The organism is Klebsiella sp. Sb-30, from assembly GCF_057652795.1.
This window is the reverse complement of record NZ_CM172749.1, coordinates 483,484-496,869: the sequence shown is the minus strand read 5'-3', so window position 1 is coordinate 496,869 and position 13,386 is coordinate 483,484. Positions and strand designations below refer to the sequence as shown.

Annotated in this window: 12 protein-coding genes, 1 tRNA gene and 3 rRNA genes; 11 read left to right on the top strand and 5 right to left on the bottom strand. The window is 53.5% G+C overall.

Annotation, left to right across the window (positions count from 1 at the left end; all coding sequences use genetic code 11):
• Positions 1 to 62 precede the first annotated feature (62 nt).
• The 10 genes from msrP to fis all read left to right on the top strand — a co-directional run bounded on the left by msrP (position 63) and on the right by fis (position 8,531).
• Positions 63 to 1,064, top strand: a complete 1,002-nt coding sequence (gene msrP, locus AC236I_RS02385) for a protein-methionine-sulfoxide reductase catalytic subunit MsrP (RefSeq protein ID WP_103072932.1) — start codon at positions 63 to 65, stop codon at positions 1,062 to 1,064.
• On the top strand, positions 1,064 to 1,663 hold the full coding sequence (msrQ, locus tag AC236I_RS02380) for a protein-methionine-sulfoxide reductase heme-binding subunit MsrQ (protein WP_015585637.1): 600 nt from the start codon (positions 1,064 to 1,066) through the stop codon (positions 1,661 to 1,663). The genes msrP and msrQ overlap by 1 nt, the downstream gene beginning before the upstream one ends.
• 233 nt (positions 1,664 to 1,896) lie before the next feature.
• Positions 1,897 to 2,349: a type II 3-dehydroquinate dehydratase gene (gene aroQ / locus AC236I_RS02375; RefSeq protein ID WP_004868300.1), complete on the top strand. Its 453-nt coding sequence runs from the start codon at positions 1,897 to 1,899 to the stop codon at positions 2,347 to 2,349.
• Between the two features lie 22 nt (positions 2,350 to 2,371).
• Positions 2,372 to 2,839: an acetyl-CoA carboxylase biotin carboxyl carrier protein gene (accB, locus tag AC236I_RS02370; protein WP_004868302.1), complete on the top strand. Its 468-nt coding sequence runs from the start codon at positions 2,372 to 2,374 to the stop codon at positions 2,837 to 2,839.
• A gap of 10 nt (positions 2,840 to 2,849) precedes the next feature.
• Entirely contained in the window at positions 2,850 to 4,199 is a 1,350-nt protein-coding gene (gene accC / locus AC236I_RS02365) for an acetyl-CoA carboxylase biotin carboxylase subunit (protein ID WP_004868303.1), read from the top strand.
• Positions 4,200 to 4,307: 108 nt separating this feature from the next.
• The gene (locus AC236I_RS02360) at positions 4,308 to 4,550 is read left to right on the top strand and encodes a YhdT family protein (protein WP_004868304.1); all 243 of its coding nucleotides are present in this window, start codon (positions 4,308 to 4,310) and stop codon (positions 4,548 to 4,550) included.
• Positions 4,540 to 5,991, top strand: a complete 1,452-nt coding sequence (panF, locus tag AC236I_RS02355) for a sodium/pantothenate symporter (RefSeq protein WP_015585636.1) — start codon at positions 4,540 to 4,542, stop codon at positions 5,989 to 5,991. Before AC236I_RS02360 ends, panF begins: the two co-directional genes overlap by 11 nt.
• An 11-nt stretch (positions 5,992 to 6,002) precedes the next feature.
• The gene (gene prmA, locus AC236I_RS02350; RefSeq protein WP_487608682.1) at positions 6,003 to 6,884 is read left to right on the top strand and encodes a 50S ribosomal protein L11 methyltransferase; all 882 of its coding nucleotides are present in this window, start codon (positions 6,003 to 6,005) and stop codon (positions 6,882 to 6,884) included.
• A gap of 359 nt (positions 6,885 to 7,243) precedes the next feature.
• Positions 7,244 to 8,209 carry a tRNA dihydrouridine synthase DusB gene (gene dusB, locus AC236I_RS02345; protein ID WP_004868308.1) on the top strand — a complete coding sequence of 322 codons (966 nt, stop codon included), beginning with the start codon at positions 7,244 to 7,246 and terminating at the stop codon, positions 8,207 to 8,209.
• A 25-nt stretch (positions 8,210 to 8,234) separates the two neighbouring features.
• Positions 8,235 to 8,531, top strand: coding sequence for a DNA-binding transcriptional regulator Fis (gene fis / locus AC236I_RS02340; RefSeq protein ID WP_000462905.1), 297 nt, complete (start codon positions 8,235 to 8,237; stop codon positions 8,529 to 8,531).
• Positions 8,532 to 8,552: 21 nt separating this feature from the next.
• On the opposite strand, the gene AC236I_RS02335 is transcribed toward fis, so the two are convergent.
• The gene (locus AC236I_RS02335; protein WP_071359802.1) at positions 8,553 to 8,738 is read right to left on the bottom strand and encodes a hypothetical protein; all 186 of its coding nucleotides are present in this window, start codon (positions 8,736 to 8,738) and stop codon (positions 8,553 to 8,555) included.
• A gap of 834 nt (positions 8,739 to 9,572) precedes the next feature.
• On the opposite strand from AC236I_RS02335, the gene AC236I_RS02330 reads away from it, so the two are divergent.
• Complete coding sequence (locus AC236I_RS02330; protein ID WP_004868310.1) at positions 9,573 to 9,794, top strand: lipoprotein; 222 nt, start codon at positions 9,573 to 9,575, stop codon at positions 9,792 to 9,794.
• 230 nt (positions 9,795 to 10,024) lie between these two features.
• Here AC236I_RS02330 and rrf (AC236I_RS02325) read toward each other — a convergent pair.
• From rrf (AC236I_RS02325) to AC236I_RS02310, 4 genes are all read right to left on the bottom strand, one after another.
• Positions 10,025 to 10,140 (bottom strand): 5S ribosomal RNA (gene rrf / locus AC236I_RS02325).
• A 37-nt stretch (positions 10,141 to 10,177) separates the two neighbouring features.
• Positions 10,178 to 10,253: transfer RNA gene (locus AC236I_RS02320), tRNA-Thr, on the bottom strand.
• A gap of 14 nt (positions 10,254 to 10,267) precedes the next feature.
• Positions 10,268 to 10,383: ribosomal RNA gene (gene rrf, locus AC236I_RS02315) — 5S ribosomal RNA — on the bottom strand.
• A 92-nt stretch (positions 10,384 to 10,475) separates the two neighbouring features.
• Positions 10,476 to 13,382 (bottom strand): 23S ribosomal RNA (locus AC236I_RS02310).
• Between the last annotated feature and the right edge of the window lie 4 nt (positions 13,383 to 13,386).

Below are 13,386 nucleotides of genomic sequence, written 5' to 3'. Positions count from 1 at the left end.
GACATATTCGCGATAAATCGCCGCCTCCGTCATGCTTAGAAAAAAGCATGTCGGAGGATGTCATGAAACCTAAAAAACTCACGGAAGCCGATGTCACGGCAGAATCCGTATTTATGCTGCAGCGCCGCCAGGTGCTGAAGTCACTCGGGATCACCGCAACGGCCCTTTCTCTTTCCCCCACGGCGCGGGCCGATCTCCTGGACTGGTTTAAAGGTCACGACCGCCCGCCGGCCCCGGCAGGTAAAGCCCTGACGTTCAATAAACCCGCGGAGTGGCAAAGCTCGCTCACGCTGACGCCGGAAGATAAAGTCACCGGCTATAACAACTTCTATGAATTTGGTCTTGATAAAGCAGACCCCGCGGCCAATGCCGGCAGCCTGCGTACCGATCCCTGGACCCTCACGATTGGCGGAGAGGTGGCCAAACCGCTGACGCTTGATCATGACGATCTGACCCGGCGCTTTCCGCTAGAAGAGCGTATTTACCGGATGCGCTGCGTGGAAGCCTGGTCAATGGTGGTGCCCTGGGTCGGCTTCCCGCTACATAAACTGCTGGCGTTGGTTGAACCCACCAGCAACGCCCGTTTTGTCGCATTTAAAACCCTCTATGCACCGGATCAAATGCCGGGGCAAAAAGATCGCTTTATCGGCGGGGGACTGGCTTATCCTTATGTAGAAGGTCTGCGGCTGGATGAAGCCATGCACCCTCTGACGCTGCTGAGCGTCGGCGTTTACGGTAAAGCGCTGCCGCCGCAAAATGGCGCCCCTGTCCGGCTGACCGTCCCATGGAAATACGGTTTTAAAGGTATTAAATCCATCGTCAGTATCGAGCTGACGCGCGAGCAGCCCCCCACCACCTGGAATCTCGCCGGGCCGCAAGAATATGGCTTCTACGCTAACGTCAACCCGCACGTCGATCATCCGCGCTGGTCGCAGGCTACAGAGCGTGTTATCGGCTCTGGCGGCGTACTTGATGTTAAGCGCCAGCCGACGATGTTGTTTAACGGCTATGCTGACGAGGTGGCATCGCTCTATCGGGGACTGAATCTGCGGGAGTATTACTAGTGCGTCTGAGCGTAAAACAGATTACCTGGCTGAAGGTGGTCCTCCATCTGGCCGGTCTCTTGCCCTTTATCTGGCTCTTCTGGGCCGGACAACAGGGCTACTTTAGCGCCGATCCGGCAAAAGATATCCAGCATTTTACCGGTAGGATGGCTCTTAAATTTTTGCTTGCGACCTTGCTCGTCTCACCGCTCGCGCGCTACGCTAAACAACCTTTGTTGATTCGTACCCGGCGTTTACTCGGGTTGTGGTGCTTTGCCTGGGCAACGCTGCATCTCACCAGCTACACGCTGCTGGAGTTAGGTATCAACAATCTGGCGCTGCTGGGTTCGGAGTTAGTCAGCAGACCTTACCTGACTTTGGGTTTTATCAGCTGGTTGATTTTGCTGGCGCTGGCCGCCACTTCAACACAAGCGCTGCAGAGAAAACTGGGTCGCCGATGGCAAACTTTGCACAACTTCGTCTATCTGGTGGCAATCCTTGCTCCCATTCACTACCTGTGGTCGGTGAAGATTTTATCCCCGCAGCCGGTGATTTATGCCGTGCTGGCCGCGTTGCTTTTAGCATGGCGTTACAAGAAGTTCCGTCAGTGGTGGCGATAATCATCGGATATGTGCAGTTTCCCGCAGATCTTTTATCAACCGCGATGCTTTGAACGATAGCGGTTGATAATCTTCCCTGATAAGACCAGTATTTAGCTGCCAAATGCTACGAAATCGTTATAATGTGCGACTTTGGTTTTCCTGACGGGGTTTTCGAGCCCTGAAAAGGTGACAAGCGCGCTTCGAAGGTATATTTTGTTTTTTACCCGAGAATGGCAGGAGATAGCCACACAATGGCTGACAAGTTTCGCATTTTGCTTTTAAACGGACCCAACCTTAACATGCTCGGCACCCGTGAGCCTGAGAAGTATGGCACCCTTAAGCTTTCTGAGATTGTTAACCGTCTGGAATCAGAAGCTTCGGCTCTGAACGTGGCGCTGGATCACCTGCAGTCCAATGCGGAGTTCGCGCTAATCGACCGAATTCATCAGGCTAAAGACACTGTGGACTATATCCTGATTAATCCGGCCGCGTTTACGCACACCAGCGTGGCTATCCGCGATGCATTGCTTGCGGTCAGTATCCCGTTTATCGAGATTCACCTGAGCAACGTACATGCACGCGAACCGTTCCGTCACCACTCCTATCTGTCGGATATCGCCTCGGGCGTCATCTGCGGACTCGGTGCGGACGGCTATTCATACGCTTTACAGACGGCGGTAAAACGCCTGTCACAATCACACTAAACAAAGAGTACGGAACCCACTCATGGATATTCGTAAGATTAAAAAGCTGATCGAGCTGGTTGAAGAATCAGGCATCTCCGAACTGGAAATTTCTGAAGGCGAAGAGTCTGTACGCATCAGCCGTGCCGCGCCAAATGCGGGCTACCCGGTCATGCAGCAGGCTTATGCCGCGCCGATGATGCAGGCTCAGGCACCGGTTGCAGCAGCACCGGCCGCCGCCGCTCAGGCAGACGCGCCGGCGAAAGCAGAAATCAGCGGTCACATCGTACGTTCCCCGATGGTCGGTACTTTCTACCGCACCCCGAGCCCGGACGCAAAAGCGTTCGTGGAAGTCGGTCAGAAAGTTAACGTGGGCGACACCCTGTGCATCGTAGAAGCGATGAAAATGATGAACCAGATCGAAGCCGATAAATCCGGCGTGGTGAAAGCCATTCTGATCGAAAGCGGCCAACCGGTAGAATTTGATGAGCCGCTGGTAGTCATCGAGTAACGAGGCGAACATGCTGGATAAAATTGTTATCGCTAACCGAGGCGAGATTGCACTGCGTATCCTGCGTGCCTGTAAAGAACTGGGCATCAAGACCGTCGCTGTGCACTCCACTGCGGATCGCGATCTAAAACACGTACTGTTAGCGGATGAGACGGTCTGTATTGGCCCGGCTCCGTCCGTAAAAAGCTATCTGAATATCCCGGCAATCATCAGCGCAGCGGAAATTACCGGCGCGGTGGCCATCCATCCGGGTTATGGCTTCCTGTCCGAAAACGCCAACTTTGCTGAGCAGGTTGAACGTTCAGGCTTCATCTTCATCGGCCCGAAAGCCGACACCATTCGTCTGATGGGCGATAAAGTGTCTGCGATCACCGCGATGAAGAAAGCGGGCGTACCGACCGTTCCGGGGTCTGACGGCCCGCTGGGCGACGATATGGATGCGAACCGCGCTCATGCAAAACGCATCGGCTATCCGGTTATCATCAAAGCCTCCGGCGGCGGCGGCGGACGCGGTATGCGCGTTGTACGCAGCGATGCTGAACTGGCCCAGTCCATCTCCATGACCAAAGCTGAAGCAAAAGCTGCATTCAGCAACGACATGGTATATATGGAAAAATACCTGGAAAATCCGCGTCACATCGAGATCCAGGTACTGGCTGACGGCCAGGGCAACGCTATCTATCTGGCGGAACGCGACTGCTCCATGCAGCGTCGTCACCAGAAAGTGGTCGAAGAAGCGCCGGCGCCGGGCATTACCCCGGAACTGCGTCGCTACATCGGCGAACGCTGCTCTAAAGCGTGTGTCGACATCGGCTATCGCGGCGCAGGCACCTTTGAGTTCCTGTTTGAAAACGGTGAGTTCTACTTCATTGAAATGAACACCCGTATTCAGGTTGAACATCCGGTCACCGAAATGATTACCGGCGTTGACCTGATCAAAGAACAGCTGCGTATCGCGGCTGGCCAGCCGCTGTCCATCAAGCAAGAAGAAGTCCAGGTTCGTGGCCATGCGGTGGAATGCCGTATCAACGCCGAAGACCCGAACACCTTCCTGCCGAGCCCGGGTAAAATTACCCGCTTCCACGCGCCAGGCGGTTTCGGCGTACGTTGGGAGTCTCATATCTACGCAGGCTACACCGTACCTCCGTACTATGACTCAATGATTGGTAAGCTGATTTGTTACGGTGAAAACCGTGATGTCGCGATTTCACGCATGAAAAATGCGCTGCAGGAGCTGATCATCGACGGCATCAAAACCAACGTCGATCTGCAGATTCGCATTATGAATGACGAGCATTTCCAGCATGGTGGAACCAACATCCACTATCTGGAGAAAAAACTCGGCTTACAGGAAAAATAATCCTGTATTCGCAGCAAAAGGCCGGATTATCCGGCCTTTTTTCTTTTTCTCTCCTCTTGCCAGCCCCTTAAGGTACAATCCCCGCTTTAAATTGACCCCGGGAGCCTTATGGACGCGCGTTTTGTTCAGGCCCACAAAGAAGCCCGCTGGGCGTTGTGGCTTACCCTCCTCTATCTTGCAGCATGGTTAGCAAGTGCTTACATTCCAGGTTCTCAGCAGGGCTTTACCGGCCTGCCGCGCTGGTTTGAAATGGCTTGTCTGCTGATCCCCCTGATTTTCATTCTGCTGTGCTGGGCGATGGTGAAGTTTATCTACCGCGATATTCCGCTGGAGGATGATGATGCAGCCTGAAGTGATCCTGCCGCTTATTGCCTACCTGCTGGTGGTGTTTGGCCTGTCGATTTATGCGATGCGCAAGCGTTCGACCGGGGCATTCCTCAACGAGTATTTTCTCGGCAGCCGTTCGATGGGCGGCTTCGTGTTGGCCATGACCCTGACGGCCACCTATATCAGCGCCAGTTCGTTCATTGGCGGCCCGGGCGCGGCATATAAATACGGGCTCGGATGGGTGCTGCTGGCGATGATCCAGCTGCCTGCCGTGTGGCTGTCGCTCGGGGTACTGGGGAAAAAATTCGCTATTCTGGCCCGCCGGTATAACGCGGTAACGCTCAACGATATGCTGTTCGCCCGCTATCAGAGCCGTCTGCTGGTATGGCTGGCGAGCCTCAGTCTGTTGGTTGCGTTTATCGGTGCGATGACCGTGCAGTTTATCGGCGGCGCACGGCTGCTGGAAACCGCCGCAGGCATTCCTTACGAAACCGGTTTGCTGATTTTCGGTATCAGTATCGCGCTCTACACCGCTTTCGGCGGCTTCCGTGCCAGCGTATTGAATGATGCGATGCAGGGTCTGGTGATGCTGATAGGCACCATCGTACTGCTCGTCGGTATCGTTCATGCTGCGGGTGGTCTGAGCATGGCAGTGCAGACCCTGGAACATATCGATCCAAAGCTGGTGTCTCCCCAGGGAGCGGACGATATTCTGTCACCGACGTTTATGACCTCTTTCTGGGTTCTGGTCTGCTTTGGCGTTATCGGCCTGCCGCACACGGCAGTGCGCTGTATCTCCTATAAAGACAGCAAGGCGGTGCACCGCGGGATTATTCTCGGCACCATCGTGGTCGCTATCCTGATGTTTGGCATGCATCTCGCCGGTGCGCTGGGTCGCGCGGTGATCCCGGATCTGACCATCCCGGATCTGGTCATCCCTACGTTGATGGTGAAAGTACTGCCGCCGTTTGCCGCCGGGATCTTCCTTGCCGCGCCAATGGCGGCGATCATGTCGACGATCAACGCGCAGTTATTGCAGAGTTCCGCTACGATCATTAAGGATTTATACCTGAACCTGCACCCGGAACAGCTGAATAACGAGAAACGCCTGAAGCGGATGTCGGCGATGATCACGCTGATCCTCGGCGCGCTGCTGTTGCTGGCCGCATGGCGTCCGCCTGAGATGATCATCTGGCTGAACCTGCTCGCGTTTGGCGGGCTGGAAGCGGTCTTCCTGTGGCCACTGGTTCTGGGCCTGTACTGGGAGCGTGCCAACGCGGCAGGAGCCCTGAGCGCGATGATCGTCGGCGGCGTGCTGTATGCCGTGCTCGCCACCCTGAAAATTCAGTACCTGGGCTTTCATCCTATCGTGCCCTCGCTACTGCTAAGTTTGCTGGCTTTTGTGGTGGGCAACCGTTTTGGTCAGCCCGTTCCACCCGCCCCTGTTATGACTACTGACAAATAAAGAGTTTTGCTATGCCATGGATCCAACTGAAACTGAATACCACCGGCGCACATGCTGAAGACCTCAGCGACGCGCTAATGGAGGCCGGTGCGGTCTCCATCACCTTCCAGGATACCCACGATACGCCGGTATTCGAGCCGCTGCCGGGTGAAACTCGCCTGTGGGGAGACACCGACGTTATCGGCCTGTTCGACGCTGAAAGCGATATGCATGACGTGGTGGCTATCCTCGAGCAGCATCCGCTGCTGGGCGCCGGTTTCACACATAAAATCGAGCAGCTGGAAGATAAAGACTGGGAACGTGAATGGATGGATAATTTCCACCCAATGCGTTTCGGCGAGCGGCTGTGGATTTGCCCAAGCTGGCGTGAAGTACCGGATGCAAACGCGGTCAACGTGATGCTCGACCCGGGCCTGGCGTTTGGTACCGGCACGCACCCGACCACCTCGCTCTGCCTGCAATGGCTGGACGGACTGGATCTGACGGGCAAAACGATTATCGATTTTGGCTGTGGTTCGGGCATTCTGGCGATTGCGGCGCTGAAGCTGGGTGCCGCAAAAGCGATCGGTATTGATATCGACCCACAGGCAATTCAGGCCAGCCGTGATAACGCCGAGCGTAACGGTGTCTCCGATCGTCTGGAGCTCTATTTACCGCAGGACCAGCCAGAAGCGCTCAGCGCCGATGTGGTGGTCGCCAACATCCTGGCAGGGCCATTACGTGAGCTGGCCCCGTTAATCAGCGTGCTGCCCGTTTCAGGCGGTTTGATGGGCCTTTCTGGTATTCTCGCCAGCCAGGCGGAAAGCGTCTGCGAAGCCTATACCGAACGCTTTGCCCTCGACCCGGTGGTGGAGAAAGAAGAGTGGTGCCGAATCACCGGCCGCAGAAAGTAACTCTGGAAAGCGGCCTGCGGGCCGCTTTTTTGTTTCCAGTAACCGCTGAATGACGTCAAGAAATGGGAGCCAGATCGCATTACGATGCGCTTTTTTGACTACAAAAACAGCGTTTTATGCCGTTAACAGTCCCATTTTTCTAAGAAAAATCGAGAAGTTTTGCGATTTTATAAATGGACACAAATTATCCACCATCGATTAAGATGATGATTAATAGGATAATTTATCCATCCCTTTTCTCCCGATGTGGGATTCATTGATCTGTGACAGAGGATTGCTCAAAGTTTGGCCTTTCATCTCGTGCAAAAAATGCGTAATATACGCCGCCTTGCAGTCACAGTATGGTCATTTCTTAACTCATGCGCATCGGACACTATCAGCTCAGAAATCGCCTGATCGCAGCGCCTATGGCTGGCATTACTGACAGACCATTCAGGACGCTGTGCTACGAGATGGGAGCAGGTTTAACCGTTTCCGAGATGATGTCCTCCAACCCGCAGGTTTGGGAGAGCGACAAATCCCGTTTACGGATGGTGCACGTGGATGAGCCCGGTATTCGTACCGTGCAAATCGCCGGTAGCGTACCGGAAGAGATGGCCGCAGCCGCCCGTATTAACGTGGAAAGCGGTGCCCAGATTATTGATATTAATATGGGGTGCCCGGCGAAAAAGGTGAATCGCAAGCTCGCAGGTTCAGCCCTCTTGCAGTATCCCGATCAGGTGAAGTTAATCCTGACGGCGGTCGTCAAGGCAGTGGACGTTCCCGTGACACTCAAGATTCGCACCGGTTGGGAGCCGGAACACCGTAACTGTGTAGAAATTGCCCAACTGGCTGAAGAGTGTGGCATTCAGGCTCTGACTATTCACGGACGCACCCGCGCCTGTTTGTTTAACGGAGACGCTGAATACGACAGTATTCGGGCAGTTAAGCAGAAAGTTTCCATTCCGATTATCGCGAATGGTGACATTACTGACCCGCTTAAAGCCAGAGCTGTGCTCGACTATACGGGGGCTGATGCCCTTATGATAGGCCGCGCAGCTCAGGGAAGACCCTGGATCTTTCGGGAAATCCAGCATTATCTGGACACTGGGGAGCTGCTGCCCCCGCTGCCATTGGCAGAGGTTAAGCGTTTGCTTTGCGCGCATGTTCGGGAATTGCATGACTTTTATGGCCAGGCAAAAGGGTACCGAATTGCACGTAAACACGTCTCCTGGTATCTACAGGAGCACGCCCCAAATGACCAGTTTCGGCGCACATTCAACGCCATAGAGGATGCCAGCGATCAGCTGGAGGCGTTGGAGGCATACTTCGAAAATTTTGCGTAAACAGAAATAAAGAGCTGACAGAACTATGTTCGAACAACGCGTAAATTCTGACGTACTGACCGTTTCTACCGTTAACTCTCAGGATCAGGTAACTCAAAAACCCCTGCGTGACTCGGTTAAACAGGCACTGAAGAACTATTTTGCTCAACTGAATGGTCAGGATGTGAATGACCTGTATGAGCTAGTACTGGCTGAAGTTGAACAGCCCCTGTTGGACATGGTGATGCAATACACCCGTGGTAACCAGACCCGTGCGGCCCTGATGATGGGCATCAACCGCGGTACTCTGCGTAAGAAACTGAAAAAATACGGCATGAACTGATACTAATCAGTTAATTGCTTGTTATAAAAGGCGCTCTTCGGCATGGGGAAGCGCCTTTTTATTATCTGACGTATTGAATTTCTCCGGCTGCCAGGCGGACATCGGTATTTCGCATCGCTGAAGTGCAGACCACTGATCAGCAGCCTGACTCTGCAATGCCACTTTGTCGAAGAGCGTGATATCAAATCCGGGCAGCCGTTTTATCAAATCACACCTGCCAGACCGTATACCCGAACATAATAGTCGATGAAGCGAAAGCAGAAGCCGCTGCACATCTCTCGCCTGTTGAGCATTAAGCGCTATCACAACTCAATATATCAGCCGGGAGAATGAGACTCCTGTTCCTGCCTGCTGATCATTATTGAACCCGCCAGGGCTACCAGTTTTAACTTTGCGCTTATCGATCGGGTAACCCGACTCATCGCGCACTGACACCGTGCCGACAATCCACGTCCCGGTATCAATATCCGGACCCGCCAGTACGCATACCACCAAACGGGCTTGAGGGCACGTCGCATCTCCGGTGCGATATGCACCTGGAACAGACTGGCTCCTCAGGTTGCGACAAAACCCTCTCTGATGCACCAGGAGCGCGCTGATGGCCTGCCGTTAAAGGAGATTCAGGTTGGTTCTGGCATCCTGTTGTGGTGGCTTCTGTGGCTGTATTCCAGGGGGGCGGCATTTGGCCCTGATGTTAAGTCACGGCCAGCAAGCGGGGTAGAAAATATCGCCAGCATAAGTAAGCACTCCGTTCACGCGCAGCGGTCGCTTCACACTTTTTTCGCCAGGCGGCAAATAGATGGATATGTTAAAAATCAATTTGTTATATTCTCGGCCGACGAATAATATGGCTCTCACTTCTCTTTCGTTATTTTATTCTGCATATTTTCCTCATCATTCCATCGCGATCTCCACGATATTTACGCTGAACATAAATTGATATTATTTCGGCCGCTGGACTTGATATTACCGATGGTAAAATAGGCTATTCCGTCATATATCGACACCGGTACAACCCGACGGATTATTCAGAGGCCTACCATGAAAAAATTTATTTTAGTGACGCTGCTGACGACACTGCTCGCCGGCTGTGCCCATGACTCTCCCTGCGTACCGGTCTATGATTCTCAGGGGCGATTAGTCCATACTAATACCTGTATGAAAGGGACCACTCAGGATAACTGGGAGACAGCAGGCGCCATTGCAGGCGGTGCTGCAGCCGTTGCAGGCCTGACGCTGGGTATTGTGGCCCTGACCCGCTAAATTTTCATCTTAGCAGCATGCTGCACAATAAACGGCAGCTAAAACAAAGGGCTCAGTCTTCGACTGGGCCCTTTTTAGTTTAATAATCGTTCGTTTATCAGAATATTTGTGGCGACCATACGGGCCTGGCCGGGAGATATCCGGCTGCTTTACAGGGTGTACGCACGGTGCTGAAAATCAGAAAAGCAAAAAGGCCCAGTCTTTCGACTGAGCCTTTTGCTTTATTTGATGCCTGGCAATTCCCTACTCTCACATGGGGAGACCCCACACTACCATCGGCGCTACGGCGTTTCACTTCTGAGTTCGGCATGGGGTCAGGTGGGACCACCGCGCTCTCGTCGCCAGGCAAATTCTTTCTAAGTGCCAAACTTTAACCTAATAACTGGTGCTGATACCCAGAGTCGAACTGGGGACCTCACCCTTACCAAGGGTGCGCTCTACCAACTGAGCCATATCAGCACGCTAAATTTGATGCCTGGCAGTTCCCTACTCTCACATGGGGAGACCCCACACTACCATCGGCGCTACGGCGTTTCACTTCTGAGTTCGGCATGGGGTCAGGTGGGACCACCGCGCTATCGCCGCCAGGCAAATTCTGTTTCACCCCGCATTCCTGCGCGATGATGAATCTGTAATCAAGCTGAACATTGCGTCTCTTCGCCAAAACAGCTTCGGCGTTGTAAGGTTAAGCCTCACGGTTCATTAGTATCGGTTAGCTCAACGTATCGCTACGCTTACACACCCGACCTATCAACGTCGTCGTCTTCAACGTTCCTTCAGGACTCTCAAGGAGTCAGGGAGAACTCATCTCGGGGCAAGTTTCGTGCTTAGATGCTTTCAGCACTTATCTTTTCCGCATTTAGCTACCGGGCAATGCCATTGGCATGACAACCCGAACACCAGTGATGCGTCCACTCCGGTCCTCTCGTACTAGGAGCAGCCCCCCTCAATTCTCCAGCGCCCACGGCAGATAGGGACCGAACTGTCTCACGACGTTCTAAACCCAGCTCGCGTACCACTTTAAATGGCGAACAGCCATACCCTTGGGACCTACTTCAGCCCCAGGATGTGATGAGCCGACATCGAGGTGCCAAACACCGCCGTCGATATGAACTCTTGGGCGGTATCAGCCTGTTATCCCCGGAGTACCTTTTATCCGTTGAGCGATGGCCCTTCCATTCAGAACCACCGGATCACTATGACCTGCTTTCGCACCTGCTCGCGCCGTCACGCTCGCAGTCAAGCTAGCTTATGCCATTGCACTAACCTCCTGATGTCCGACCAGGATTAGCTAACCTTCGTGCTCCTCCGTTACTCTTTGGGAGGAGACCGCCCCAGTCAAACTACCCACCAGACACTGTCCGCAACCCGGATCACGGGTCTACGTTAGAACATCAAACATTAAAGGGTGGTATTTCAAGGTTGGCTCCATGCAGACTGGCGTCCACACTTCAAAGCCTCCCACCTATCCTACACATCAAGGCTCAATGTTCAGTGTCAAGCTATAGTAAAGGTTCACGGGGTCTTTCCGTCTTGCCGCGGGTACACTGCATCTTCACAGCGAGTTCAATTTCACTGAGTCTCGGGTGGAGACAGCCTGGCCATCATTACGCCATTCGTGCAGGTCGGAACTTACCCGACAAGGAATTTCGCTACCTTAGGACCGTTATAGTTACGGCCGCCGTTTACCGGGGCTTCGATCAAGAGCTTCTCCTTACGGATAACCCCATCAATTAACCTTCCGGCACCGGGCAGGCGTCACACCGTATACGTCCACTTTCGTGTTTGCACAGTGCTGTGTTTTTAATAAACAGTTGCAGCCAGCTGGTATCTTCGACTGATTTCAGCTCCACGAGCAAGTCGCTTCACCTACCATCAGCGTGCCTTCTCCCGAAGTTACGGCACCATTTTGCCTAGTTCCTTCACCCGAGTTCTCTCAAGCGCCTTGGTATTCTCTACCTGACCACCTGTGTCGGTTTGGGGTACGATTCGTTGTTACCTGATGCTTAGAGGCTTTTCCTGGAAGCAGGGCATTTGTTACTTCAGCACCGTAGTGCCTCGTCATCACACCTCAGCGTTGAATAAACGACCGGATTTACCTAATCGTTCCGCCTACATGCTTAAACCGGGACAACCGTCGCCCGGCTAACATAGCCTTCTCCGTCCCCCCTTCGCAGTAACACCGAGTACAGGAATATTAACCTGTTTCCCATCGACTACGCCTTTCGGCCTCGCCTTAGGGGTCGACTCACCCTGCCCCGATTAACGTTGGACAGGAACCCTTGGTCTTCCGGCGAGCGGGCTTTTCACCCGCTTTATCGTTACTTATGTCAGCATTCGCACTTCTGATACCTCCAGCAACCCTCACAGGCCACCTTCAACGGCTTACAGAACGCTCCCCTACCCAACAACACATAGTGTCGCTGCCGCAGCTTCGGTGCATGGTTTAGCCCCGTTACATCTTCCGCGCAGGCCGACTCGACCAGTGAGCTATTACGCTTTCTTTAAATGATGGCTGCTTCTAAGCCAACATCCTGGCTGTCTGTGCCTTCCCACATCGTTTCCCACTTAACCATGACTTTGGGACCTTAGCTGGCGGTCTGGGTTGTTTCCCTCTTCACGACGGACGTTAGCACCCGCCGTGTGTCTCCCGTGATAACATTCTTCGGTATTCGTAGTTTGCATCGGGTTGGTAAGTCGGGATGCCCCCCTAGCCGAAACAGTGCTCTACCCCCGAAGATGAGTTCACGAGGCGCTACCTAAATAGCTTTCGGGGAGAACCAGCTATCTCCCGGTTTGATTGGCCTTTCACCCCCAGCCACAAGTCATCCGCTAATTTTTCAACATTAGTCGGTTCGGTCCTCCAGTTAGTGTTACCCAACCTTCAACCTGCCCATGGCTAGATCACCGGGTTTCGGGTCTATACCCTGCAACTTAACGCCCAGTTAAGACTCGGTTTCCCTGCGGCTCCCCTATACGGTTAACCTTGCTACAGAATATAAGTCGCTGACCCATTATACAAAAGGTACGCAGTCACCTAACAAGTAGGCTCCCACTGCTTGTACGTACACGGTTTCAGGTTCTTTTTCACTCCCCTCGCCGGGGTTCTTTTCGCCTTTCCCTCACGGTACTGGTTCACTATCGGTCAGTCAGGAGTATTTAGCCTTGGAGGATGGTCCCCCCATATTCAGACAGGATACCACGTGTCCCGCCCTACTCTTCGAGTTCACAACGTGTGCATTTTAGTGTACGGGGCTATCACCCTGTACCGCCGGACTTTCCAGACCGTTCCACTAACACACGCGCTGATTCAGACTCTGGGCTGCTCCCCGTTCGCTCGCCGCTACTGGGGGAATCTCGGTTGATTTCTTTTCCTCGGGGTACTTAGATGTTTCAGTTCCCCCGGTTCGCTTCGTTAAGCTATGTATTCACTTAACGATAGTGCAACGAATTGCACTGGGTTTCCCCATTCGGAAATCGCCGGTTATAACGGTTCATATCACCTTACCGACGCTTATCGCAGATTAGCACGTCCTTCATCGCCTCTGACTGCCAGGGCATCCACCGTGTACGCTTAGTCGCTTAACCTCAC